Below are 24,544 nucleotides of genomic sequence, written 5' to 3'. Positions count from 1 at the left end.
GCCCATCTCTCCCCACGCCCACCTCCGCCCCAACGCCTATCGCGGCTAAAGCCGCTCCTACAAGGACACACAAAAACGCCTACCCAAGCCAGGCGAGCGAAGCAAAGCCTGGCGCCCCCGAATTTTACAGCCCGCGAAGAAACCATCCGCTACCCTGTGCCATCGAACCCACAGCCACACCACAGGAACCGGACCACGATGCACCCCCAATGGCTCCCCCGCCTCAACGCGCTCCTCTACCGCCTGCGCCACCTCTGGGCGGTGGGCAGCTTTTCCCTGGGGCTGGCGAGTTATTTTCTGGTGGAACGGAAGCCCTGGCTGGCGGCGGTGCTCACCGCCATTCTGGTGGGCACCTGGCTGGTGCTGCTCACCGAGAACTTCTGGCTGCGCCGTTTCCGGGGGTCGGCCATGGAGCCGCTGGCCCAGGGGGCGCTCAAGCTGATGCTGCAGGGCGTGCACCAGGAGGCGTTTTTCTTCAGCCTGCCGTTCGTGATTCTGCAGTGGTCCGGCGGCGCCGAGTATTTCCTGTTCACCGGCCTGGTGGCCGCCGCCGCGCTGGTCAGCATCATCGATCCGCTGTACTTCCGGCTGGCCGCCCACCGGGCGGTGTATTTTGGGTTTCACGCCTGGGCCCTGTTCGTGGCGCTGCTGGTATTGCTGCCGCTGATCTTCAAGTGGCCCACCAATTTCGCCCTGGACGGGGCGGCGTTGCTGACCGCGCTGTTCGCGCTGCCCAGTTTCTGGCGGGTGGGCGGGCCACGGCCGGGGTACCGCTGGGCGATGCTGGTGGGGGTGTCGGTGTTGATCGCCACGGTGCCGGTGTGGGGCGCCCGGCTGGTGCCGCCGCTGACCCTGTCGCTGGAGGAGCGGGCCATGGCGGTGAGCATCAACCGTTCCAGCCGTGAGCCGCTGGTCACCGGGCGCAGTTTCCGGGTCTCGGACCTGAACGATGGCCTCTATGCCTACACCGCCATCCGTGCGCCTTTGGGATTGGGCCAGGAGGTCAGCCATTACTGGTTCCACAATGGTGAGCAGGTGGACCGCATCGGCCTGCACCTGACCGGCGGCCGGCGTCAGGGCTACCGCACCTGGTCCCACAAGGCCCATTTGCCGGCGCCGGCGGTGGGTGACTGGCGGGTGGAGGTACGCACCGACAAGAACCAGATCATCGGCGTGCTGCGTTTCACGGTGGTGGACTAGGGCGTGTTCACACTACTCGCATCCAGCAGGAGTAATGGATGCGGTGTGAACAGGCCCTGGTGTGACAAATCGCCCCACCCCCCGGGTTGCGCCTTGACGGCGGCGGGGGGCCGGCGCAACCTTGGCGCCGCGATCCGGGCCGGCGCAGGCCGGCCGCCCCGGGAAAGGCTTCCTGATGCTGCACACCCTGTACGGCGCGTTGACGCCCTACATTTTTTCGCCGATCACCGTGCTGTTGTTCCTGCTGGCGGTGACCGCTTACCTGGTCGGCTGGCGCCGACTGGCGGCCCGTGGCCGGCCGCCGTCCGCCTGGCGCAGCCTGTCGTTTTTCCTGGGCGTGCTGCTGTGCTATCTGGTGATGCACACCCAGTTCGACTATTACTCGCGCTACATGTTTTTCGTGCACCGGGGCCAGCACCTGGTGTTGCACCATCTGGGCGCCTTTCTGATCGCCCTGGCCAATCCGTTACCGGTGCTGGCCGCCTGCGCCGGCGACCGCCACTTTCCCCGGCTGGCGGCGGTGTTGCGGCCGGTGCGCCGGGTACTGTTCGACCCGGTGGTGGCGACGGTGCTGTTCGTGGGGCTGATTTTCTTCTGGCTGAGCCCGTCGATTCATTTCGACGCCATGCTCAGCCTGCGGCTTTACGAGCTGATGAATTGGTCGATGCTGGTGGACGGGGTGATCTTCTGGCTGGTGATTCTCGACCCCCGGGACCCGGATCGGGCGCACACGTCGCGCTTTGGCGTGCGTTTCTTGATGCTGGTGGCGGCGCTGTTTCCACAGATTCTTTTGGGCGCCTACATCACCTTCGCCGACGCCGGCCTGTACGACGTGTATGCCATCTGCGGCCGGGCCTTCGCCATTGATGCGGCCACCGATCAGGTGTTGGGCGGGCTGCTTACCTGGATTCCGCCGGCCATGATGACAATCGTTGGCGCCCTGGTGGTGCTGCGTCTTTATCTGCGTTACGACAGTGAAAAAGGAGGCTGACATGGTCCGATATCTGAGTGCGGCGCTGCTGGTCGCCAGCCTGTTCTGGCTGGCCGGTTGTGGTTCCTCGGGGGTGTCGTTCAACGGCAAGGACATCACCGGCCTGATGCCGGATCTGGAGTTCTCGTTGAAGGGCGAAGGCGGGGAGACGGTGACCCAGGCCCGTTACCAGGGCGAGGCGGTGGTGCTGTTTTTTGGCTATACCCATTGCCCGGATTTCTGCCCGACCACGTTGACCGCGCTGGCCCAGGCGCTGAATAAGCTGTCCGACCAGGAGCGAGAGCAGATTCGCGTGCTGTTCGTGAGCGTGGACCCGGAGCGGGATACGCCGGAGCTGTTGGCCAAGTACACCGCCTATTTCAGTCCGCGGGTGGATGGCTTGACCGGTGATCAGGAAACGCTGCGGGAGCTGACCAAACGTTACCGCACCACCTACAGTTACGGGGAGCCCAATGAGAGCGGCGCCTATCTGGTGAATCACGGTCTGGCCATGTACGGGTTTGATCGGCATGGCAAGGTGCGGTTGTTCATGCGTAATGATCAGCCGGTGGATCAGATTGCCGAGGATTTGCGGGCGCTGGTCAGCATTCAGTAACCGGCGTGGTGGGTCTCTCCAGCCGGGGCGCGACTCCGCCTGGAGGCCCTTCCGGGAACGCCGCGAGTACGTCCATGTAGGCTCCCTTTCGAACGTCCTGTTCTCAAGGGTCCCGGAAGGGCCTCCAGGCGGAGCCGCTCGGAGCGGGACTCCGCGCGGTGGGGGTGGGGGGTAGGAAGGTTAGCCGGCGCGGAGGCGTTTGGCGGCGTGCACCATGTTGGCCAGGGCGCCTTCGGTTTCTTCCCATTTGCGGGTTTTCAGGCCGCAGTCCGGGTTCACCCAGAGCCGTTCCTTGGGCAGGCGGTGGGCGGCTTTCTCCATCAGTTGCACCATCCAGTCCACTTCCGGCTGGTTGGGGGAATGGATGTCATAGACCCCCGGGCCGATGTCGTTGGGGTATTGGAAGTTCTCGAAGGCTTCCAGCAGTTCCATGTTGGAGCGTGATGTCTCGATGGTGATCACGTCCGCGTCCATGGCGGCGATGGCTTCGATGATGTCGTTGAACTCGGAATAGCACATGTGGGTGTGGATCTGGGTTTCGTCGGCCACGCCCACGGTGGCCAGCCGGAAGCACTCCACCGCCCAGTCCAGGTAGCGTTGCCAGTCGCCGCGTCGCAGCGGCAGGCCTTCACGGAACGCCGGTTCGTCGATCTGGATCACGCCGATGCCGGCGGCTTCCAGGTCCTGCACTTCGTCGCGCAGGGCCAGGGCGATTTGCCGGCAGGTGGTGTCGCGGGGCTGGTCGTCGCGCACGAAGGACCACTGCAGAATGGTCACCGGGCCGGTGAGCATGCCCTTCACCGGTTTGTCGGTGAGCGATTGGGCGAAGCGCGCCCAGTCCACCGTCATCGGCGCCGGCCGGCTTACGTCGCCGAAGATCACCGGCGGCTTCACGCAGCGTGAGCCGTAGCTTTGCACCCAGCCGAAGCGGGTAAAGACGAAACCCTCCAGCAGTTCACCGAAGTATTCCACCATGTCGTTGCGCTCGGCTTCGCCGTGCACCAGCACGTCCAGGTCCACCTGTTCCTGGTAACGGATGACGCGGGTGATTTCCTGCTTCATCCGTTCCTGGTAGTCGGCGTCATTCAGTTTGCCGGCCTTCCAGTCGCGGCGGGCGGTACGGATTTCCGGTGTCTGCGGGAAGGAGCCGATGGTGGTGGTGGGGAAGGCGGGCAGGTTCAGCGCCGCCTGTTGTTTGCCGATGCGGTCGGCGAACGGGCTCACCCGGTCGCGGGAAAGTTGGCTGGCGGCGGCCATGCGCTCGCCCACGGCTTTGTTGTGGATGCGCGGGGAGGCGGCGCGGGCGGCGAGCGCCTGGCGCTGGGCGGAGAGGGCGGCCTCGTCGGCGTTGCCGTCCAGGGCATCGCCGAGCAGTTTCAGTTCGTCCAGTTTCTGTTTGGCGAAGCTCAGCCAGCTTTTCAGTTCGGCGTCGAGTTTGTCTTCCTGGTCCAGGTCCACCGGGCTGTGAAGCAGCGAGCAGGAGGGCGCCAGCCACAGTTGGTCGCCGAGTTGTTGCTTGAGCGGCTTGAGGGTTTCCAGCAGGGCATCCAGGTCGGCGCGCCAGATATTGCGGCCGTCGATCACGCCCAGGGACAGCACCTTGTCGCCCAGGCGCGGCAGCACCTGCGCCAGGTCGTCGGCACCGCGCACCCGGTCCAGGTGCAGGCCCGCCACCGGCAGTGCCAGGGCGGTGAACAGGTTGTCGTCCAGGCTCTCGAAGTAGGTGGTGAGCAGCAGTTTCAGGTCGGCGGCGCCGGCCAGGGCATCGAACACCCGCAGGTAGGCCCGTTGCCAGGCGTCGGGCAGGTCCAGGCACAGAATCGGTTCGTCGATCTGCACCCAGGTCACGCCCTGCTCGGCGAAGCGCCGCAGGATCTGCTTGTAGACCGGAATCAGCCGGTCCAGCAGGTCCAGTTTGCCCAGGTCGCCGTTGCTCTCGAACGCCTCGCCCTTGGACAGCCACAGGTAGGTGAGCGGGCCGGGAATCACCGGCTTGGCGTCGTGGCCCAGGGCCTGGGCCTCGTCGATTTGCTCGAACAGGGTGTCACGGGCGATGCGGAAGGTCTGGTCGGCGCGCAGTTCCGGCACGATGTAGTGGTAGTTGGTATCGAACCACTTGGTCATCTCGCAGGCCGCCGCCGGTTCGCCGCTGGGGGCGCGGCCACGGGCCATGCGGAACAGGGTGTCCAGGTCCACGGACAGGTCGTCGGCCTGGCCGAAGCGGGCCGGCACCACGCCCAGCAGGCAGGAGAACTCCAGGATCTGGTCGTACCAGGCGAAGTCGCCCACCGGCACCGGCGATACGCCGGCCTCCGCCTGCAGGGCCCAATGTCGCTGGCGCAGGCTGCGGCCCACATGTTCCAGTTCGCTGCGTTGCAGGGTGCCGGCCCAGTAGGCCTCCTGGGCCTGTTTCAGTTCCCGCCGCGCGCCGATGCGCGGAAAGCCGAGGGTATGCCAAGTCGTCATGATTCCGTCCTTCTGGTCGCCATGGGGGGCGTTCAATGCAAAGCGCTATTGTGGCCACCGGGTGACTTGAGACAAAATCAAATATCTAATCTCGATTATGAGGAGAGCTCATGTTGCTGGAGCTGCGTCATCTCAACACGATGCTTGCCATCGACGAGGCCGGCAGTCTGGTGGAGGCGGCGGAGCGGCTGCACGTGACCCAGTCGGCCCTGTCCCATCAGCTCAAGGATCTGGAGCACCGGCTGGGGGTGTCGCTGATCGTGCGGCGCACCCGGCCGATCCGCTTCACGCCCGCCGGCGCCCGGCTGCTGGTGCTGGCCCGGCAGGTGTTGCCGCAGGTGAAGCACACCGAGACCGAGCTGCGCCGTCTGGCCGCCGGGCGCAGTGGCCGGCTGCACATCGCCATCGAGTGCCATTCCTGTTTTCAGTGGCTGATGCCGGCCCTGGACCGGTTTCGGGAAGCCTGGCCGGAGGTGCAGCTGGATCTGTCCGCGGCGTTCAGTTTCACGCCCCAGAGCGCCCTGGTACGCGGCGATCTGGATATGGTGATCACCTCCGATCCGGTGGATAACGACGCGGTTCGTTATCTGCCGCTGTTCCGCTATGAGCTGGTGCTGGCGGTGGCGCGGGGCTCGGCCCTGGCGCGGGGCCGCCACGTGGAAGCAGGGGACCTGGCCGACCAGGTGCTGATCGCCTACCCGGTGGAGCACGAGCGGTTGGATGTGTTCACCGCCTTCCTGGATCCCGCCGGGGTGGCGCCGGCCTCGGTGCGCACCGCCGAGCTGACCCCGATGATGGTGCAGCTGGTGGCCGCCGGTCGCGGCGTGGCGGCGTTGCCCAACTGGGCCCTCACCGAGTATCTGGACCTGAAGCTGGTGGAGGCGGCGCGGCTGGGCGAGGGAGGGGTATGGCGCACGCTCTACGCGGCGGTGCGCCAGGGCGACGAGACGGTGCCGTTCGTGCAGGAATTCATGGAGATTGGCCGGGACCTGTGTTTCCAGAATCTGTCCGGCATCCGCCGCGCCGATTGACCGGCGCGGGGACTTTACGGCGGCGTATCCCGCAGCCGCAGCATGGTCACCCAGTAATGCTGCTTATGGGCGCGTTGCTGGTAGCTTTGGCACACCCGGTCGGCGTGTTGGCGGGAATGAAAGCGGGTCACCACGAACACCTTGCCATGGCCATCCTTGCGCCACAGTACATACTGGGTGTTACCAGCGGCCATAGGGCCGGCGGCTGAGTGCGCTGTTGTAGTAGCGCGGGTCGTCGGTGACTTCCTCGGCCAGCCAGTCCGGGCGGGGAATCGGCTGGTCTTCGTGGCTCAGTTCGATCTCCGCCACCACCAGCCCGTCGTTGTCACCGTGGAAGACATCCACTTCCCACTCCAGCCCGTCCCCGGCGGGCAGCCGGTAGCGGGTTTTGTCGATGACGCCCTCGGCGCACATCTCGGCAAGAATGGCCAGGGCGTCGTCCACCGGAATCGGGTATTCGAACTCGCTGCGGCGGGCGCCGCGGGTTTCGCCCTTGAGGGTCAGCCAGGCCCGGTCACCCTGGATGCGCACCCGCACGGTGGCGTGCTGGTCGTGGCTCAGATAGCCCTGCACCAGGCGCTCGCCGTGCCGGCCGGCAAGAAAGTCGGTGCCGGTGACGCGGAATTTGCGTTCGATTTCCAGTCCCATCAGGTTCCCTCCCGGAATGGTCGATCAGCCCTCGGCCGGGCTGGGGGATGTGGGCACCAGGTCGCGGTTGCGTTTCAGTTCTTCCACCGGGAAGCCTTTCTCCCGGGCCACCTCCACCAGCGCCTGGTAGCGGTCTTCCGGCAGGCGCGGCTGGCGGGCCAGAATCCACAGGTAATCGCGGCTGGGGCCGCCCACCACCACGGTCTGGTAATCCTGGTCCAGCGCCAGCACCCAATAGTTGCCCTCGGCCAGCCGGGGCAGCAGCCGGGAGAACCAGTTGTCGAAGCGGACCTTGAGCTTGGCGTCGCCGCTGCCTTCCAGGGCGCGGGCGGTGCCGGTGGCCTCGCTGGGGCCGTCCTTCCGCTGGCAGCGATTGACCACGCCGATCCGGTGCGGCGCTTCCAGGGTGTAGGTGGCGGTGGAGTTGTAGCAGCCGCGCTGGAACCACTGGGGCAACCGCGCGATCTCGTACCAGGTGCCGCCGTAACGCTCCAGATCGACCCGCTCCACGGTGGTCAGGGGCGGTTCCCCGCTACCGGCGCAGCCGGCCAGCAGCGCGGCGGTGAGCAGGGGCAGGGTGGCGAGCTTGAGGGTCCGAAAGGGCATGTCGTTTCCTTGCGACGTTTAAAATGGGCCAAGCGACAGTCTAGGCTCTGTGCCCCCCATTTGCATTACGCTCGTTTGTGCCGGCACGGCCCTCCCGGCCCGTTTTGCCATGCTATACTGCCGCGCCGATTCAGGGAGGTTTGATTATCACTGCGCCACGTCTCACAGTGCGCCGGCTGAGCTGCGAGCGCGACGACCGGATGTTGTTCCGGGACCTGTCGTTTTCCGCCGGCGATGGCGAAATCTGGCAGATCACCGGGGCCAACGGCGCCGGCAAAACCACCCTGCTGCGTATTCTGGTGGGGCTGCACGGTTTCTACGACGGTGAGGTGCTGTGGCACCAGCCGCTGGCGCCGTCGTTGCTCTATCTGGGCCATCAGCCCGGCGTGCGCGAGGAACTCTCCGCCCGGGAAAACCTCCGATACAGTCAGGCCCTGTGCGGCCAGGGCGGCGACCCGGACGCGGCCCTGGAGGCGGTGGGGCTGTACGGTTTCGAGGACGTGCCCGCCGGGCGCCTGTCCGCCGGCCAGAAGCGGCGCATCGCCCTGGCCCGGCTGTGGCTGGACCACAAGCCGGTATGGGTGCTGGACGAACCCTTCACCGCCATCGACCAGGACGGGGTGGCGCGGTTGGACGCCCGCCTGCGCGAGGCCGCCGCCGCCGGCACGCTGGTGCTGTACACCTCCCACCATCAGGTCGGCGAGAACGCCCGGCGCCTGCATCTGGGCGCCGCCGGAGCGCGGCCATGAGCGGCGTGTGGGGAGCGGCCCTGCGCCGCGAGCTGACCCTGATCTGGCGGGCGCCGGCGGACATGGTGCAGCCGCTGTTTTTCTTCGTGGTGGTGGTCAGCCTGTTTCCGCTGGGCCTGTCGCCGAAGCCGGCGCTGCTGGCGCTGGTGGCGCCCGGGGCAATCTGGGTGGCGGCGCTGCTGGCGGTGATGCTGTCCCTGGACGGTCTGTTCCGCCGCGACCAGGAAAGCGGCGCCCTGGACCAGATGCTCACGTCCCCCGTGGTATCGGTGGTGCCGGTGGCGGCCAAGTTGCTGGCCCATTGGTTGCTCACCGGGCTGCCCCTGGCGCTGATGGCGCCGCTGCTTGGCTACATGATGCAGCTGCCGGTGGCGGTGCTGGATACCCTGATGATCAGCGTGCTGTTGGGCACGCCCACCCTGACCGTGGTGGGGGCCATCGGCGCCGCCCTCACGGTGGGCCTCAATCGGGGTGGCATACTGCTGGCGGTGCTGGTGCTGCCGCTGTACATCCCGGTACTGGTGTTCGGCGCCGGGGTGGTGCGCACCGCCCAGGACGGCCTGCCCACCGACGGCCTGCTGGCGGTGCTGGGCGCGATTCTTGCCCTGGCCCTGAGCCTCGGCCCGGTGGCGGTGGCCCTGGGCCTGCGCATCAGCGCGGGCGATTAGTAGGAGCGGCTTCAGCGGCGATGGCGGCGGCCCGTAAACGGCGGATATTGCCGGCGCCGCCGGGCGTTTTCGCGACTGAAGTCGCTCCTACGTATCCGTTTTTAGGTGTGTTATGTGGAAAACAATTAAACGCTGGTACCACCAACTGGGTTCGCCGGTCTATTTCTACCGCTTCAGCAGCGCGGTGCTGCCGTGGCTGTTGCCGATTTCGGTGGTGTTGCTGGGGGTGGGGTTGGCCTGGGGGCTGGCCTGGGCGCCGGTGGAGCGTTACCAGGGTGACAGCTACCGGATCATCTATATCCATGTGCCCGCCTCCAGCGGCGCGCTGATGGGGTACATCGCCATGGGCGTGGCCGGGCTGGTGGCGCTGGTGTGGCGCATGAAGATGGCCGAGGTGATGCTCAAGGCCCTGGCGCCGTTTGGCGCGGTGCTGGCGGCGGTGTCCCTGGTCACCGGGGCGCTCTGGGGCAAGCCCACCTGGGGCACCTATTGGCAGTGGGACGCGCGCATGACCTCCATGCTGATCCTGCTGTTCCTTTACCTGGGCATCATTGCGCTGCAGAGTGCCATCCGTGACCCCCGCCAGGCCGCCCGGGCCGCCTCCCTGCTGGCCATGGTGGGGGTGATCAACGTGGTGATCGTCAAATACTCGGTGGAGTGGCTGCAGACTCTGCACCAGGGCTCCACCCTCAAGGTGGTGGGCGAGTCGTCCATCGACGCTGCCATGAAGTGGCCGCTGCTGATCAGCATGCTGGGGCTGTGGCTGCTGTACGCCGCCAATGTGCTGATGCGCGCGCGCACCGAGGTGCTCAACCGCGAACGGCGCGCCGGCTGGGTGCGTAAACTGGTGAGCCGGCCGCGGGGGATTTAAGCGCATGTACTTCGACAGTTTCGCCGACTTTCTGGCCATGGGTGACCATGGCTTCTACGTCTGGAGCGCCTACGGCATCAGCGCGCTCCTGATCATTGGCAATATGCTGCTGGCCTGGCGCCAACAGGGACGGGTACGCGCCGAACTGGCCCGGCGCGCCCGGCGCGAAGCCCGCGATGCCTCCATCATTTCTGGGAGTCCTGATGAATCCGGTTCGTAAACAACGTCTGATCGTGGTGCTGGCCATTCTGGCCGGCCTGGCCGTGGCCGTGGGGCTGGCGGTGTATGCGTTGCGTCAGAACATCAATCTGTTCTACACGCCCCAGCAAGTGGTGTCCGGCGAGGCGCCGATAGACACCAAGATGCGCGTTGGCGGCCTGGTGGTGGACGGTTCCGTGCGCCGTGATCCGGACACCCTGGACGTGACCTTCGCGGTCACCGATGGCAAGGGCACCTTCGATATTCATTACCAGGGCATCCTGCCGGATCTGTTCCGCGAGGGGCAGGGCATCGTCGCCAATGGCACCCTGGTGAGCCGCGACCGCTTCGAGGCGGAGGAAGTGCTGGCCAAGCACGATGAGACCTATATGCCGCCGGAGGTGCAGGACGCCCTGGAGAAGGCCGGTCACCCGGGCAACGCCGGCAAGAAGGCGGAGTCCGGCTCTGGCGGCGCCTATTCCGGCAGCTACTCGGGAGAGTAACGGCGGCTGACCGCCGGGCCCGCGCGGCCCGGCGCGAAAAAGATTGTCCGCCGTGGCGGGGCTGGCATACAGTGCGCCGACACCCTTCCACACTTGACCGTTCGGGGCGCCATGAGTCAGGTCATCATTCTCGTCGACGATCCGGCCGACTGGGCCGCCTACTATCCCACCCGCCATTTGCTGTCCGCCCGCGACTATCTGCAGGCGGCCTCGCCGGTCTGCACCGACAAGAAAGTCCAGGTCATCAACCTGTGCCGGGCCTACAAATATCTGTCGCCGGGCTATTACTGCTCGCTGCTGGCGGAGGCCCGTGGCCAGCGGGTGATGCCGTCGGTGCGCACGGTCAACGACCTCAGCCGCAAGGCTCTCTACGGCCTGCATTTCGGCAGCTTCGAGCAGGCCCTGGACAAGGCCATGAAGAAGCAGGGCGACGGTGCCACCCGTCTCACCCTGACCCTGTATTTCGGCCACACCGAGCAGGATGGGCTGGCGGAACTGGGGCGGCAGATATTTGATCAGCTGCCGTGCCCGATTCTGCGCGTGGCGTTCCGCCGCCGGGACGGTGAATGGACCCTGGAATCGATTCGCACGGTCAGCCTCAAGCAGCTCAAGGGCAACGAGGAGGATCTGTTCGCCCGGGCCCTGGAGCAGTTCAATGCCCGGGTCTGGCGCAACCCGCGCCGGCGCCGTGGCGACCGCTATGAACTGGCCATGCTGGTGGACGAGCAGGAGGCCCTGCCGCCCAGCAACCGCACCGCCCTGAAGCGCTTTATCAAGGCCGGCCGTGAGCTGGGCATCAAGGTGGAACCCATCGGCCGTGACGACTACGCCCGGCTGGGCGAGTACGACGGCCTGTTTATTCGCGAGACCACCGGCATCGACCACCATACCTACCAGTTCGCCCGCAAGGCCGAGCAGGAAGGCATGGTGGTGATCGACGACCCGGGTTCGATCCTGCGCTGCACCAACAAGATCTATCTGGCCGAGCTGATGCAGGCCAACAAGGTGCCGGTGCCGCCCACCGCCTTCGTGTTCGACGATTCCGACCGTCAGGTGGACAGTCTGATCGAGGAACTGGGGCTGCCCATGGTGCTGAAAATCCCGGACGGCAGCTTCTCCCGGGGCATCAGCAAGGTGGCCGACCGGGATGGCCTGCGCCAGGCCCTGGGCGAGCACCTCAAACAATCGTCGGTGGTGCTGGCCCAGGCCTTCATGTACACCGATTACGACTGGCGCATCGGCGTGCTGAATCACCGGCCGCTGTTCGCATGTCAGTACTTCATGAGCAAGGGCCACTGGCAGATCTACCATCACAAGGCCGGCGGCAAGACCTCCTCCGGGGGCTTCCGCAGCCTGGCGGTGCGCGACGTGCCGCCCAAGGTGCTGCGCACCGCCCTGAAGGCGGCCCGGCTGATGGGCAATGGCCTGTACGGCGTGGATCTGAAGCAGGCCGGCGACGAGGTGGTGGTGATCGAGGTCAACGACAACCCCAACGTGGACGCCGGCGTCGAGGACCTGTGGCTGGGCGAGGACCTGTACCGCCAAATCATGCTGGAGTTTCTGCGCCGGCTGGAAGCCAAGCGGCTGGGATTGCCGTTGTTCTGACCAGGAGGGCCATGATGCGCCGCTTTCTGCTCCGCCGAGCGATCCGCACCTGGTTCGCCGACGGCGATATCGACCGCGCCACCGCCGACCGGTTGCTGGCCCGCTACGGCGCCACCCTGGACGATCCGCCGCCGGCGGCCCGGGAACTGGTGGTGGCCCTGGCCGGCCTGTTCCTGGGGCTGGCGTTGCTGCTGGTGGTGTCCGCCAACTGGCAGGACCTGCCCCGGGAAGCGCGCCTGGCCGGCCTGATGGTGCTGACCGCCACCCTCAATGGCGTGGGCGTGGCCCGTTATCTGCGCCAGGGCGCCGGTGCCTTCTGGCTGTTGCTGGGGGGCTTTGCCTACGGCGCCTCGATCATGCTGATCGGCCAGATGTACCACCTGGGCGAGCACTATCACGGCGGGCTGCTGCTGTGGGCCCTGGGGTTGCTGGTGCCGGTGCTGCTCACCCGGGGCCGGCTGCTGGCGCTGCTGATGCTGGCGGTGGCCGGCGCCTGGATGGTGCTCCGCAACCCCTACGGCATGCCGGTGCTGATGCCCCTGTTCCTGGTCGCCGCCTTGCTGGTGGCCCGGTTCCGCGACAGCGCGCTGCTCACCCTGGCGGTTCTCGCCACCACTGCTTTCTGGTGCAACCTGATGCTGACCTGGGTGTACGCCACCGACTTCGGGCCGGAAACCGCCGAGGGCATGCTCAGTTTCAATCTGGCGCTGCTGGTGCTGGCCCTGGCGCTGGCCGGCCGCCCGCGCTGGTTCGGCGCCGCCGGCCATGAACTGGCGATCTGGGTGCCCAGGCTGACACTGGCGATGCTGTTGCCGTTCACCTTCCAGGATGTCTGGCGCCACTATCTGGCGCTGGCCTGGACCTGGATGGACCCGGGCCTGTGGGCGGCGCTGGCGGTGCTGGTGGTGGCGGCGCTGATCGGCCGGCCGCTGCTGGCGGCGGTGACCGCCGTTCTGCTGGTGGTGGTGCACACCGGCGGGCTGCCGGACCAGGCCTGGCTGTGGGCGGTGGCCCTGAACCTGCTGGTGTTGGTGCTGGCGCTGCGCTGGCTGCGGCAGGGTTTGCAGCAGGGTGAGGCGGGGCTGTTCTTCACCGGCCTGGGCGCCATTCTGTTGCTGGCCCTGCTCCGTTATCTGGACCTGATCGGCGGCTACCTGGGTGCCGCCGCCCTGTTCGCCGGCATGGCCTGCCTGCTGTTGCTGGCGGCGTTCTACTGGCGCCGGCGGGAGGTATGACCATGAAACGCAGGTTGAACCGGTCGTTGGTGAAAGGCGGTCTGATTCTGGCGGTGGTGGCGCAGCTGGCGGTGCTCGGTGGTCTGTTCGTGTACAGCCAGTACCCGCTGTGGGTGGGCCGCGAGGTGCGCGTGGTGACCCTGCCGGTGGACCCCCGGGACCTGTTCCGGGGCCAGTACGTGCGGCTGACCTACCGCTTCAGCCGGCTGCCGATTCCGGATATGGAATTGCCCCGGGGTGGTGACGATGTCTACCTGCCCCTGGAGCGGGAAGGTGACCTGTGGCGGGCCGGCGCCGCGCGGCTGCGGCCGCCGGAGCAGTCGCCGTTTCTGCGCGGCACCATCCTGCGGGTGGCCGGTGGCGAGATGGTGGTGCGTTACGGCATCGAAGCCTGGTTCGCGCCGGCGGACGAGGCCCGCCGGCTGGAAACCGAGCTGCGCGACGGCGGCGTGGCCCGCCTGCGGGTAACGGCCACCGGCCGGGCCGCGCTGGTGGCGGTGGAAGGGCGCTAGCGGCGCTCAGCCGAGCACTTTCTTCAGGAAACCGCTTTCCTTCTCGATGGTCTGGGCGAACGGGTCGAGCCCGTGCAGCCGGGCGGTGTGCGCCGCCAGGTTCGGGTGGCGGCCCGCGTCCGGGCTTTCGCCACCATGGGCGAAGTTGACCATCTGGCTGGCCACCGCGATATCGGCGATGGAGAGCTGGTCGCCGACCAGATATTCCCGACCTTCCAGCTCCCGCTCCAGGTAGTCGAACAGGGGCGGAATGGTGGTGTCGAGGGCCTTGCGGCATTCCTCCTCGTTGCAGGCCTTGCCGATCAGCCGCTTGACCACCCGGTTGCGGAACACCCGGAAGGTGCACTCCGGACCCAGCTCATAGTCCGCGTATTTCTCGAACCACAGGGCGCGGGCATGGTCGAAGGCGTCCTTCGGGTACAGGAACGGTTGCGGCTGGATGCCCTCCAGATAGGCGCAGATCACGGCGGAATCCGCCAGGAAGCGGCCATCCACCTCCAGCGCCGGAATGCGCCCCAGCGGGCTGATTTTCTCGTAGCCCTCCGGCTTATTGTTGGGGTCCACCATCACCGACTCATAGTCCAGGCCCTTCAAGGCCAGCACCATGCGCGTCTTGCGGACGTAGGGCGACAGGATGGCGCCGTAGAGTTTCATGGTCATGGGTTTCTCTCTTGCAGGTACAGGTTTGAATCACGCCTGCCCCGCCGGCGCCCGGGCGCCACGGCGGAGCGGAATTTGAGCCTCAGGGATATAGCACCGGCCCGGGCGGGTCAATGACCGGATCGGGCAGCGGCGGGCCGGGTTGGCGAAAGATTGGGCGGACGCGCGCCGGAGGCGAATTTCCTCTTGACGCTGGGGGCCTCGATTCCTATCCTACGCGCCGCTTGAGAGCACGGGTCCCCTTCGTCTAGTGGCCCAGGACACCGCCCTTTCACGGCGGTAACAGGGGTTCGACTCCCCTAGGGGACGCCACTCAATCTGGCCGAATACACAACGGCTTGCCGTGGCAGGCAGCGGTTGAAGGCCAGAAGTCGAACAGCCTTAATGGGGTTCGACAAGGAGCCGGCTTGCCGGCGACGAAGAATGGCCTCGCGTGCGAGGGCAGCCCCGCAGGGGTGAGGCGCGAAGCGCCGAATACTCCCCTAGGGGACGCCACTCAATCAAGCGCCAAGCGGGAATAGCTCAGTTGGTAGAGCACAACCTTGCCAAGGTTGGGGTCGCGAGTTCGAATCTCGTTTCCCGCTCCAATTTGTAAGAAGAGAGGCCAACGGGGTCGCGAGCTGGAGTGCCAGCCCAGTCGAATCTCGTTTCCCGCTCCAAATCGAAAAGGGAGTCCATTATGGGCTCCCTTTTTTCGTTCTGATCCCTCCTGTTTCACCCTCTGAACCGCCGCGCGGAAAGTCTGTTGCAAAGCCCTGGGGATTCGTTTAGCGTTGATTATAGTCAGTGTACTGATAAAAAAATCATGGTAAGGCATCTGACGTATAAAAAGAAAACGAATACAAAACAATGGCTTAAGAATTATGAAAAAGGGTCCGCAGCACCGGGTGAGAAGAAAAACAGGTGCTACCCATCCTAATTTGGCGCTCCAGCGAGCCCGTCCTATCGACGCCATCAATCCACGATGGACCAGGGAAAACACCAGTTCGTATTGCCCCGCGGCGCCGGCATCCATGGCGGATGCGGCGGGCCGGGCGTTGGGTAGGAGAGACGCAGTATGGAAAGGTTGGCGGATCTGATTGATCGCCTCAACGATGGTATCGGCGAGATCCTCAAGTGGGGCATGCCGATCATCGCTCTGATATGCGCGGTGGTGGCGGCGCTCCGCTACGGCTTCGACACCGGTTTCCCCTGGCTGTCGGAAAGCTACGTCTGGCTCAACGCGGCCGTCTTCACCCTCGGCTCGGCCTATGTGCTGCGCCACGAAGGCCATGTGAGGGTGGACGTGTTCTATAACCAGCTGTCCGCCCGGGGCAAGGCCTGGATCAATGTGATCGGCACCCTGGTGTTCCTCTACCCGATGCTCTACTTCCTGGCCACCAAGGCCTGGCCCGGCATCCAGCGCTCCTGGAGCCGCCTGGAAACCTCCCCGACCATCGGCGGCCTGCCGTTCATGTACCTGCTGAAAACCTGCTTGCTGGGGTTCTGCCTGCTGCTGGCCTTACAGGGGCTGAGTTTGCTGATCCGATCAGTGTTGGTGATTCGCAATCCGTCCGCTGGAGAAGATGGTCGTGGCTGAGTGTTTTCTGCTGATTCTGCTGGTCGTTCTGATTCTGGCGCTGCTGAGCGGCTACCCGGTGGCGTTCGCCATCGGTGGGGCGTCCATTCTGGTGGGGGTGGTGGCGTCCTGGTTCGGCGCCTTCGACATGTTGATGCTGGGCGCGCTGCCCGGCCGCGTGTTCGCCATCATGACCAACGAAACCCTGCTGGCGGTGCCGCTGTTCGTGTTCATGGGGGCGATCCTGGAGCGCTCGCGGATCGCCGAGAACCTGCTCACCACCATGGGCCAGCTGTTCGGCCGGGTGCCCGGTGGCCTGGGCGTGGCGGTGATTCTGGTGGGGGCTCTGCTGGCCGCCTCCACCGGCGTGGTCGGCGCCACGGTGGTGGCGATGGGCTTGATCAGCCTGCCCGCCATGCGCCGGGCCGGTTATGACGAGCCGCTGGCCAGCGGTTTGATTTGCGCCGCCGGTTCCACCGCCCAGATCATTCCGCCTTCCACCGTGCTGATCCTGCTCGGGGTGATGCTGCAGGACGCCAATACCCAGGCGATGCTCAGCCAGGGCGGCTTCAACAGTCATCAGATCGGTGTCACCGACCTGTTCGCCGCGGCGCTGGTGCCCGGGCTGATTCTGGTGCTGTTCTACCTGCTGACCATGGCCTGGCGGGCACTGTTCAAAAGCGAGTCCTGCCCGCCGCTGGTGATGAACGACGAGGAACGCCGCACCCTGCCGCGCCGGGTGCTGTCCACCATGCTGCCGCCGCTGGTACTGATCATTCTGGTGCTCGGCTCGATTCTGTCCGGCGTCGCCACCGCCACCGAGTCGGCGGCCCTGGGCGGCGTGGGCGCCTGCATCCTGGCGATTCTGGGCCGGCAGATGTCGTTCAAGGTGATCCGCGACGCCAGCCGTTCGGCCATGTCCATGAGCCTGATGATCTACGGCATCTTGATCGGCGCCGCCATTCTGTCGCTGGTGTTCCGCGCCCTGGGTGGCGAGGAGGTCATCGCCGAACTGCTGGACGCGGTGCCCGGCGGGCTCACCGGCGCGATTCTGTTCGTGCTGCTGATGATGTTCGTGCTCGGCTTCATCCTCGACACCTTTGAAATCATCTTCATCGTCATGCCGATCTTCGCGCCGCCGCTGATCATGATGGGCGCGGACCCGCTGTGGCTGGGGGTGGCGTCGGCCATCGTGCTGCAGACCAGCTATCTGACCCCGCCGTTCGGCTATGCGATTTTCTTCCTCAAGGGCGCGGTGTCGGATCTCAAACTGACCACCGTGTACCGAGGCGTTATTCCCTTCGTGCTGCTGCAGCTGCTGGGCGTGGCGGCGATCTGGGAATGGCCGCAATTGGTGTTGTGGCTGCCCGGCGTGTTGGCCAACTGATTACCGGAGGCGCCCCGGCGGAGTCCGCGCCGCCGGTGTCGGCATTACCCCTTTCAGCGCGGAGATCGAGGAGTAATTTTCATGAAAAGACGTGACTTTCTACTCAAAGCGGGCGTCGCCGGCACGGTCGGCGCCGCCGCCGCCGGTGTGGGCTTCCCGGCCATCGCCAAGGGCGCCGTGGAATGGCGCATGCAAAGCACCTGGCGCCGTAACTCGCCGCTGCTGTCCACCGGCCCGGATCTGGTGGCGGACTACGTCAACAAGGCCTCCGGCGGCCGCATGAAACTCAAGGTCTACACCGCCGGTGAAGTGGTCGGTCCTTTGGAAGTGTTCGACGCGGTGGCCGACGGCACCCTGCACATGGGCCACGGTTACCCGGCGTTCTGGTCCGGCAAACATCCGGGCTTCCAGTTCCTGGCGCCGCTGCCGTTCGGCATGACCTCCCAGGAGCAGAATGCCTGGTTCGCCTACGGCGGCGGGCAGAAGCTGATCGACGAACTGTATGGCGAATTTGGTCTCAAGTTCTTCCCCAGCGGCAACACCTCGGTGCAGGGCATCTGGCTGAACAAGGACATCAATGCCGCCGCCGACTTCAAGGGCATGAAGATCCGCACCGGTGCCCTGGCGGGCAGCGTGCTGCAGGAATTCGGCGCGGTGCCGGTGCAGTTGCCGCTGGGCGAAGTGACCCAAGCCCTGCAGAACGGCACCATCGACGGCGCCGACTACGTGGGCCCGTTCAACGACATGGCCTTCGGTCTGCCCCAGGTGGCGCGCAACTACTACTGGCCCGGCTGGATGGAGCCCAACGGCGTGCTCGATTGCTTCGTCAATCAATCCGCCTGGGACAAGCTCGACAGCGACCTCAAGGAGGTGCTGGTGGGCGCCAACGCCTACGCCAACCAGATGGTGCTCAGCGAATTCGTGGCCAAGAACGCCCAGGCGCTGCAGCAGATCAAGAAGGACTACCCCAAGGTCAACGTGACCACCTTCAACGCCGACACCCTCAAGGACCTGAAAAAAGTGTCGCGCACGGTGGTGGCGGACGTGGCCAAGAAAGATGCGCTGGCGGGCAGGATCTACCAGTCCATGACCGATTTCATGGCTGTGGTGCAGCCCTATTCCGAAATCACCGAAATGGAATACATGAACGCCCGGGCCAACTGAGCCGGCGCGACGTGGAAGGCGGGTACCCGGCAGGGGCCCGCTGAGGTAAAGGAGGCGAGGTAGAGCATGAATAAGACCGGTATTGGCGCCCGTGTACGTCGGCTGGAGGATGATCGCCTGGTGCACGGCAGAAGCCGCTATGTGGGCGATATCAAGATGCCGGGGATGTGCGATGTGGCGTTTCTGCGCAGCCCGCTGGCGCACGCCCGGATCAAGGCGGTCAATAAACCCGATGGCTGCGGTAACCGCATTTTGTGCGCCGAGGATCTGGAAGGCGTGCGGCCGATCGTCGCCGAGTCCACCTTGCCCAGCTATCGAACGTCCGAGCACTGGCCCCTGGCGCGGGACAAGGTGCGCTTCGTGGGCGAACCGGTGGCCATGGCGATCGGGCGCAATCGCGCCGAGGCCGAGGATCTGCTGGAAGAGATCGACCTGCGGCTGGAAGCCTTGCCGCCGGTAATCACCCCCGCCGTATCCATGGCCGAGGACGCCACCCTGGTCCACGACCAGTGGCAGGACAATATGTTTTTGCAGCTGTCGGTGGGGCAGGACCCGGCCGACGCGCGGGATAACGCGGAGGTGGTGATCACCCGGGAGTACCGCACCGCCCGCCAGGTGATGAACCCCATGGAAGGCAAGGGCGTGGTGGCCTGGTGGGATTACCGCGACGGCCAGCTGGTGGTGACCACTTCCACCCAGGTGCCCCACGTGATCCGCAACGGCCTGGCCCGGTGCCTGGGCATCGACGAGGCGCTGATCCGGGTGATCGCCCCGGAAGTGGGCGGCGGCTTTGGCTACAAGTGCGTGCTGCAGCCCGAGGAAATCGCGGTGGCCTGGCTGGCCTGGACCCGCCGCAAACCGTTCCGCTGGCTGGAGGATCGCCGCGAACATCTGACCGCCGGCGCCAACACCCGCGAACACCATTATTCGCTCACCGCCTACGCGGACAAGCGCGGGCGGCTGCTGGGCATGGACGCGGAAGTGACCGTGGACGTGGGCGCCTATTCCGTGTGGCCGTTCACCGCCGGGCTGGAAGCGGCCCAGGCCGGTGGCAATCTGCCCGGCCCCTATGATTTCCGCGAGTACCGCTGCCAGGTGAACGCGCCGGCCACCAACAAGCCGCCGTTCACCCCCTATCGTGGGGTGGCCCGCCCCGGGGTGTGTTTCGCCATGGAGCTGACCATCGACGCCATTGCCCGGGAAGTGGGCCGCGAGCCCTGGGAAGTGCGCATGGAGAATCTGGTGCCGGCGGACGCCATGCCCTATGTGAACGTCACCAACAAACATTACGACAGCGGCGATTACCCGGGCTCGCTGATGATCGCCAAGGACGAGATTCGCTTTGACGAAATCCGTGAGCGGCAGAAAACCCCGGAACCGGACGGCCGGCTGATCGGCGTGGGCTTCGCCACCTACACCGAGCAATCCGCCCACGGCAGCAAGGTGTTCGCCCAATGGGGCCTGGCGTTGATCCCGGGCTACGACGAAGCGCGCATGAAGCTGACCCCGGACGGCGGCGTCGAGGTGCGGGTGGGCATCCAGAGCATCGGCCAGGGCTTGCAGACCACCCTGGCCCAGGTGGCCTCGGAGATTCTTTCCATTCCGGTGGACCGCATCCGGGTGCTGATGGGGGACACCGGCACCACCCCTTATTCCTACGGCGCCTTCGCGTCACGGGGCATCGTCATGGCCGGCGGCGCGGTGTCGCGGGCCGCCGAGGCGCTGTCCGAGCGCATTCGTATTGTCGCCGCCCGGCCTCTGGGGTGCGCCCCGGAACAGGTGCGGTTGCAGGACGACCGGGTCCAGGGGCCCGACGGCAACAGCCTGAGTTTCGCCGAGGTGGGACGGATCTGGTATCTGCGCCCGGATGAGCTGCCCGAGGGGGACCGCCACGGTGGCCTGGAGGTCACCGAAGCCTACCGGCCGAAGACCGACCAGGGGGTGTTTTCCTACGCCTCCCACGCGGTGGTGGTGGCGGTGGACCCGGACACCGGCAAGGTGGAACTGCTCGACTACGTGATCGTCGAGGACGCCGGCACGGTGGTGAACCCGATGATCGTGGAAGGCCAGACCATCGGCGGCGCGGTGCAGGGCATCGGCTCCGCGTTGTTCGAGGAGGTGACCTACGACGACCAGGGGCAGCCGCTCAGCTCCACCCTGGCGGACTATCATCTGCCCGGCGCGGCGGAAGCGCCGCACATCCGCATCCAGCACACCGAGAGCCCGTCGCCGCATACCGCCCACGGCATCAAAGGGGTGGGCGAGGGCGGTGCCATCGCCCCCGGTGGCGCCATCGTCAATGCCATCAACGATGCTCTGGCCGGCCTCGGCGTGGAGCTCAACCAGATTCCAGCCACGCCGGAGCGCATTCTGAAGGCTGTTCTCAGCGCCCGCGCCGCTAAGGAGAAGGCGTCATGAAACCCGTGAAGTTTGATTACCTGCCGGCCCGGGACGGCGCCGAGGCGGTGCGGCTGCTCACCGAACACGGCGACGAGGCCAAGTGCATCGCCGGCGGCCAGTCCCTGGGGCCGATGCTCAACCTGCGGCTGGCGCGGCCGGCGGTGCTGGTGGACCTGCACCGCGCCGAGGACCTGACCGGCGTGGAGGAAAGCCGCGACGCCATCGTCTATGGCGGCGCCGTGCGGCACGCGGATTTCGAGGACGGCCGGGTGGCCGACGCCGCCCGGGGCATGCTGCCGTTCGTGGCCTCGCGCATCGCCTACCGGGCGGTGCGCAACCGGGGCACCCTGGGCGGCAGCCTGTCCCACGCGGACCCGGCCGCCGACTGGGTGTGCGTGATGACCGGCCTGGGCGCCACCTACCTGCTGCGCGGCAAGAAAGGCGTGCGCGAAGTGGCCGCCGAGGACTTTATCCAGGCCGCTTTCATGACCGCGCTGGGCGCCAATGAAATCCTGGCCGGCGTGCGCGTGCCCCGGCTCAGCGAAAGCGCCCGCTGGGGCTACTACAAGTTCTGCAAGAAAGTGGGCGAATTCTCCCAGGCCACCGGGGTGGTGGTGGTGGACCCGGAACGGGGCTACAGCCGGGTGCTGGTGGGTGCCCTGGACAGCCCGCCGGTGCCCCTGGAACCGGTGGCGGAAGCCCTGGCCGAGGACGGCCCGGACGGCGCCCTGGCGGTGCTGGACGCGGCGGTGGACACGGCGTTGGGCGATTACCCGGAGGTTAATCGCCAGTTGTACAAGGTCGCGGTGCGGCGGGCACTGGCACAGATTGGAGCTACTCGATGACCAGCAAACCGTCTCTTTCTGAACTGACCCTGGACGTTAATGGCGAGGCCGTGCACGGCCGGGTGGAAGGGCGTACCAGCCTGGCCGATTTCCTGCGCGAGGACCTGGACCTGACCGGCACCCACCTGGGGTGCGAACACGGCGTCTGCGGCGCCTGCACGGTGGAGCTGGATGGCCAGCCGGTGCGCGCCTGTATCACCCTGGCGCGGGCCTGTGAGGGGCGCGCCGTGCGCACCATCGAAGGCGGCGACGACGATCCGCTGATGGCGGCGCTGCAGGACGCGTTCATGCAGTTCCATGGCCTGCAGTGCGGCTTTTGCACCCCGGGCATGCTGATGGCCTGCCGCGACATCATCCTGCGTCACGACAGCCTCAGCGATGACCAGATTCGCATCGCCCTGGGCGGTAACCTGTGCCGCTGTACCGGTTACGTGGGCATCGTCAACGCGGTGCGCTCGGTGTTCGAGCGCCGCGCGGAGTTGCTGGCCGCCGGCGAGCCGCTGGCCAAGCCGCCCACCCAACCGGACTGGGCCGGCCAGCCGCTGACCCGGTTCAGGCGCACCGGCGGCCAGATGCAGGCGGTGGAAGCCACGCCCATGGAAGAAGGGGCCGGCGACGACCAGACCCTGCGCGAAACCATCACCGTGCAAAAGCCCGCCGACGAAGTCTGGGCCTTTCTCAGCGATGTGGAGCGGGTGGTGCCCTGCGTGCCCGGTGCCCGGCTGCTGTCGGTGAACGGCAACGAACTGGAAGTGGAAATGGAAATCTCCCTGGGCGCGATCCGCGCCCGCTTCAAGGGCAATGGCCGCTACCAGTTCGATGACCAGGCCCGCACCGGCCGCATGGAAGGTGAGGGTCGTGACGCCCGCAGCGGTTCCAGCGCCGCCGGCGGCCTGGACTTCGCGGTGATCGCCGATCCGGCCGGCGACCGCTGTCGCATCGAGTTCGTGGCTTCCTACAGCGTCACCGGGCCGCTGTCCCAGTTCAGCCGGGGCGGCTTGGTGAAGAGCTTCGTCGGCGCCATGGCGAAGATGTTCGCGGACAACGTGCAGCGCGTGCTGTCCGGCGGCCAGGTCTCCGACAAGGGCAATCGGCTCAGCGTGCTGCAACTGACGCTCAATGTGATCAAGTCCTGGTTCAGCAAGCTGTTCAATAAGTGATGCAGCCGCTTGATCCACGGGGCTTCCACCAGGCCCGGGATCATCGCGGCGACGGCACGGCATCCTGGGGCGCGCGCCCCAGGCCCGCATCAGGACACACCGGTCAGTTTCAGGTGCAGGGTTTTGCCCTTGCTCGGCCACTCGATGGTGGCGCCCACGCTGAGGCCGAGCAGGGCGGCGCCCACCGGGCTGAGGACCGACAGGCGGTCTTCTCCGCCGCCCACTTCCGAGGGCAGGCACAGCACCAGCTCATGGGTCTTGCCGCTGTCTTCCTGCAGGAAGCGGGCGCGGCTGTTCAGGCGCACCACATCCTCGGGCATGGCGTCCGGTTCCAGGAAGTGGGCCCGGTCCAGTTCGTCGTAAAGGTGGTCCACCACTTCCTGGTCGCCCTGGTGCTTTTCCAGCAGGGCATACAGGCGTTCGCGGTCGAGGGTGGAAACAGTAATCGGGGGCAGGGCGGTCATCGCGCGCTCCTCGTCGTTCGGTATCAGGGGATGGGTCGATTCGGGGTCCGGCGCGCCGGACCCCCGGGACGATACTGAACGGGATCCGGCGTTAGACGAGGAAGGCGCGCAGGGGCGCACCGGCGCGCGCGGTGCGGGCCGGTGACGGGAAACGGACGGGGTCGCCCTGGAGGCAACACGTGAAGGTCGGGTCAATCATGCTCTCACCATAGCAGGACGGGTGGCTTTTGCCAGTGCTTTCCGGCGTTGCGCGGTTGGCATTGGCGTCCCCGCTCCGTAAGATAACCGGGCATCCGAGAGTAGACATGGCCCGATTACATCCCCGCCTTCACGACGCACTGCAATTGCTTCCGGCTGAACGGCCGGCCCATCTGTTGACCCGCCATTCGGTGCGCGAGTTGGCGAAGAACGGTTTTGCCGATTATCGCCTGCCGCTGACGCCGGAAGGGATCACCATGGCGCGGGAATGGGGCGCGCGGCTGGAGCGGCCAGTGTCCGCTTTCTATTCCAGCCCGGTGGGCCGCTGCGTGGACACCGCCCGGGCGATGGCCGAGGGCGCCCGCGGGGCCGGCCTGATCGACCATGAGCCGGAGGTGATCACCGACTCCACCCTGGTGGAACCGGGCTGTTACGTGGAAGACATAAACCGGGTTGGCCCCACCTTCCTGAAAATGGGCGCGCTGCGTTTTCTCAATGCCCACCTGCGCCAGCCGTTCGACGGCATGCTGACGCCGGCGGCGGGCCGCGCCAAGCTGGCCGGTTACCTGCACGACCGGCAGCCCGGGGCCGGTGAACTGGCGGTGCACGTCACCCATGACACCATTCTGGCGGTGCTGGTGGCGGAACTGGAAGGCCGCGATGCCATCGACGAGGGGCACTGGCCCTGGATGATGGAAGGGCTCTGGGTGTGGTTCGATGATCGGCACCTCAACTGGGTATGGCGGGGCGAACACGGCCGCCGCCCGTTCTCCCGGGCTTGAATTACCGGCCCGGGGCCCCACCTGAGTCTCTTTCTTGACCCTTTTTCC

25 protein-coding genes and 2 tRNA genes are annotated in these 24,544 nt (G+C 66.4%); 21 read left to right on the top strand and 6 right to left on the bottom strand.

Annotation, left to right across the window (positions count from 1 at the left end):
• The first annotated feature begins 198 nt into the window (after positions 1 to 198).
• The 3 genes from FGS76_RS09490 (at position 199) to FGS76_RS09480 (ending at position 2,786) form a co-directional block, all read left to right on the top strand.
• Positions 199 to 1,200: a DUF5924 family protein gene (locus FGS76_RS09490; protein WP_138772392.1), complete on the top strand. Its 1,002-nt coding sequence runs from the start codon at positions 199 to 201 to the stop codon at positions 1,198 to 1,200.
• A 175-nt stretch (positions 1,201 to 1,375) separates the two neighbouring features.
• Complete coding sequence (locus FGS76_RS09485; protein WP_138772391.1) at positions 1,376 to 2,191, top strand: cytochrome c oxidase assembly protein; 816 nt, start codon at positions 1,376 to 1,378, stop codon at positions 2,189 to 2,191.
• Between the two features lies 1 nt (position 2,192).
• Entirely contained in the window at positions 2,193 to 2,786 is a 594-nt protein-coding gene (locus FGS76_RS09480) for an SCO family protein (RefSeq protein ID WP_138772390.1), read from the top strand.
• Between the two features lie 180 nt (positions 2,787 to 2,966).
• Here the strand turns inward: FGS76_RS09480 and metE are convergent, their stop codons facing one another.
• Positions 2,967 to 5,252, bottom strand: a complete 2,286-nt coding sequence (metE, locus tag FGS76_RS09475) for a 5-methyltetrahydropteroyltriglutamate--homocysteine S-methyltransferase (protein WP_138772389.1) — start codon at positions 5,250 to 5,252, stop codon at positions 2,967 to 2,969.
• Between the two features lie 113 nt (positions 5,253 to 5,365).
• Between metE and FGS76_RS09470 the strand changes: the two genes are divergently transcribed.
• Entirely contained in the window at positions 5,366 to 6,283 is a 918-nt protein-coding gene (locus tag FGS76_RS09470; protein WP_138772398.1) for a LysR family transcriptional regulator, read from the top strand.
• A 14-nt stretch (positions 6,284 to 6,297) separates the two neighbouring features.
• Here the strand turns inward: FGS76_RS09470 and FGS76_RS09465 are convergent, their stop codons facing one another.
• Genes FGS76_RS09465 through FGS76_RS09455 form a run of 3 tightly spaced genes read right to left on the bottom strand, consistent with a single transcriptional unit; the run spans position 6,298 to position 7,537 of the window.
• The gene (locus FGS76_RS09465) at positions 6,298 to 6,477 is read right to left on the bottom strand and encodes a hypothetical protein (protein ID WP_138772388.1); all 180 of its coding nucleotides are present in this window, start codon (positions 6,475 to 6,477) and stop codon (positions 6,298 to 6,300) included.
• The gene (locus tag FGS76_RS09460; protein ID WP_138772387.1) at positions 6,464 to 6,931 is read right to left on the bottom strand and encodes a CYTH domain-containing protein; all 468 of its coding nucleotides are present in this window, start codon (positions 6,929 to 6,931) and stop codon (positions 6,464 to 6,466) included. The genes FGS76_RS09465 and FGS76_RS09460 overlap by 14 nt, the downstream gene beginning before the upstream one ends.
• Positions 6,932 to 6,955: 24 nt before the next feature.
• Entirely contained in the window at positions 6,956 to 7,537 is a 582-nt protein-coding gene (locus tag FGS76_RS09455; protein ID WP_138772386.1) for a lipocalin family protein, read from the bottom strand.
• A 200-nt stretch (positions 7,538 to 7,737) separates the two neighbouring features.
• Here FGS76_RS09455 and ccmA point away from each other — a divergent pair, with 200 nt between their 5' ends.
• The 8 genes from ccmA to FGS76_RS09415 all read left to right on the top strand — a co-directional run bounded on the left by ccmA (position 7,738) and on the right by FGS76_RS09415 (position 13,878).
• A complete protein-coding gene (gene ccmA / locus FGS76_RS09450) occupies positions 7,738 to 8,286 on the top strand; it encodes a cytochrome c biogenesis heme-transporting ATPase CcmA (protein ID WP_138772397.1) in 549 nt (182 codons plus the stop codon).
• On the top strand, positions 8,283 to 8,954 hold the full coding sequence (ccmB, locus tag FGS76_RS09445) for a heme exporter protein CcmB (RefSeq protein ID WP_138772385.1): 672 nt from the start codon (positions 8,283 to 8,285) through the stop codon (positions 8,952 to 8,954). The genes ccmA and ccmB overlap by 4 nt, the downstream gene beginning before the upstream one ends.
• A 112-nt stretch (positions 8,955 to 9,066) precedes the next feature.
• The gene (gene ccmC, locus FGS76_RS09440; RefSeq protein WP_138772384.1) at positions 9,067 to 9,825 is read left to right on the top strand and encodes a heme ABC transporter permease CcmC; all 759 of its coding nucleotides are present in this window, start codon (positions 9,067 to 9,069) and stop codon (positions 9,823 to 9,825) included.
• 4 nt (positions 9,826 to 9,829) lie between these two features.
• Positions 9,830 to 10,045, top strand: a complete 216-nt coding sequence (gene ccmD, locus FGS76_RS09435) for a heme exporter protein CcmD (protein WP_138772383.1) — start codon at positions 9,830 to 9,832, stop codon at positions 10,043 to 10,045.
• Positions 10,029 to 10,526, top strand: coding sequence for a cytochrome c maturation protein CcmE (gene ccmE, locus FGS76_RS09430; protein WP_138772382.1), 498 nt, complete (start codon positions 10,029 to 10,031; stop codon positions 10,524 to 10,526). The genes ccmD and ccmE overlap by 17 nt, the downstream gene beginning before the upstream one ends.
• 111 nt (positions 10,527 to 10,637) lie before the next feature.
• Positions 10,638 to 12,131, top strand: a complete 1,494-nt coding sequence (locus FGS76_RS09425; protein ID WP_138772381.1) for a RimK family protein — start codon at positions 10,638 to 10,640, stop codon at positions 12,129 to 12,131.
• An 11-nt stretch (positions 12,132 to 12,142) separates the two neighbouring features.
• Positions 12,143 to 13,366: a DUF2157 domain-containing protein gene (locus FGS76_RS19785; protein WP_138772380.1), complete on the top strand. Its 1,224-nt coding sequence runs from the start codon at positions 12,143 to 12,145 to the stop codon at positions 13,364 to 13,366.
• 2 nt (positions 13,367 to 13,368) lie between these two features.
• Complete coding sequence (locus FGS76_RS09415) at positions 13,369 to 13,878, top strand: GDYXXLXY domain-containing protein (RefSeq protein ID WP_170214444.1); 510 nt, start codon at positions 13,369 to 13,371, stop codon at positions 13,876 to 13,878.
• 6 nt (positions 13,879 to 13,884) lie between these two features.
• Here FGS76_RS09415 and FGS76_RS09410 read toward each other — a convergent pair whose 3' ends face one another.
• On the bottom strand, positions 13,885 to 14,538 hold the full coding sequence (locus tag FGS76_RS09410) for a glutathione S-transferase family protein (protein WP_138772378.1): 654 nt from the start codon (positions 14,536 to 14,538) through the stop codon (positions 13,885 to 13,887).
• 236 nt (positions 14,539 to 14,774) lie between these two features.
• Here FGS76_RS09410 and FGS76_RS09405 point away from each other — a divergent pair.
• The 8 genes from FGS76_RS09405 to FGS76_RS09370 all read left to right on the top strand — a co-directional run bounded on the left by FGS76_RS09405 (position 14,775) and on the right by FGS76_RS09370 (position 23,052).
• Positions 14,775 to 14,850: transfer RNA gene (locus FGS76_RS09405), tRNA-Glu, on the top strand.
• A 199-nt stretch (positions 14,851 to 15,049) separates the two neighbouring features.
• A tRNA-Gly gene (locus FGS76_RS09400) sits at positions 15,050 to 15,125 on the top strand.
• Between the two features lie 470 nt (positions 15,126 to 15,595).
• Positions 15,596 to 16,117, top strand: coding sequence for a TRAP transporter small permease subunit (locus FGS76_RS09395; RefSeq protein ID WP_138772377.1), 522 nt, complete (start codon positions 15,596 to 15,598; stop codon positions 16,115 to 16,117).
• On the top strand, positions 16,110 to 17,483 hold the full coding sequence (locus FGS76_RS09390; protein ID WP_377899361.1) for a TRAP transporter large permease: 1,374 nt from the start codon (positions 16,110 to 16,112) through the stop codon (positions 17,481 to 17,483). Before FGS76_RS09395 ends, FGS76_RS09390 begins: the two co-directional genes overlap by 8 nt.
• An 81-nt stretch (positions 17,484 to 17,564) precedes the next feature.
• Positions 17,565 to 18,647 (top strand): TRAP transporter substrate-binding protein, encoded by a 1,083-nt coding sequence (locus FGS76_RS09385; RefSeq protein ID WP_138772375.1) that lies wholly within the window; start codon positions 17,565 to 17,567, stop codon positions 18,645 to 18,647.
• A gap of 66 nt (positions 18,648 to 18,713) precedes the next feature.
• Positions 18,714 to 21,065, top strand: coding sequence for a xanthine dehydrogenase family protein molybdopterin-binding subunit (locus tag FGS76_RS09380; RefSeq protein WP_138772374.1), 2,352 nt, complete (start codon positions 18,714 to 18,716; stop codon positions 21,063 to 21,065).
• A complete protein-coding gene (locus tag FGS76_RS09375) occupies positions 21,062 to 21,892 on the top strand; it encodes an FAD binding domain-containing protein (RefSeq protein ID WP_138772373.1) in 831 nt (276 codons plus the stop codon). The genes FGS76_RS09380 and FGS76_RS09375 overlap by 4 nt, the downstream gene beginning before the upstream one ends.
• Complete coding sequence (locus FGS76_RS09370; protein WP_138772372.1) at positions 21,889 to 23,052, top strand: xanthine dehydrogenase family Fe-S subunit; 1,164 nt, start codon at positions 21,889 to 21,891, stop codon at positions 23,050 to 23,052. The genes FGS76_RS09375 and FGS76_RS09370 overlap by 4 nt, the downstream gene beginning before the upstream one ends.
• A gap of 89 nt (positions 23,053 to 23,141) precedes the next feature.
• On the opposite strand, the gene rnk is transcribed toward FGS76_RS09370, so the two are convergent.
• Positions 23,142 to 23,516, bottom strand: a complete 375-nt coding sequence (gene rnk / locus FGS76_RS09365) for a nucleoside diphosphate kinase regulator (RefSeq protein ID WP_138772371.1) — start codon at positions 23,514 to 23,516, stop codon at positions 23,142 to 23,144.
• Positions 23,517 to 23,821: 305 nt separating this feature from the next.
• On the opposite strand from rnk, the gene FGS76_RS09360 reads away from it, so the two are divergent.
• The gene (locus FGS76_RS09360; RefSeq protein ID WP_138772370.1) at positions 23,822 to 24,496 is read left to right on the top strand and encodes a histidine phosphatase family protein; all 675 of its coding nucleotides are present in this window, start codon (positions 23,822 to 23,824) and stop codon (positions 24,494 to 24,496) included.
• Positions 24,497 to 24,544: the final 48 nt, after the last annotated feature.

Origin of the sequence: Alloalcanivorax gelatiniphagus (assembly GCF_005938655.1) — a bacterium.
Taxonomy (GTDB): Bacteria; Pseudomonadota; Gammaproteobacteria; order Pseudomonadales; family Alcanivoracaceae; genus Alloalcanivorax; species Alloalcanivorax gelatiniphagus.
This window is presented reverse-complemented; position numbering and strand designations above follow the sequence as displayed.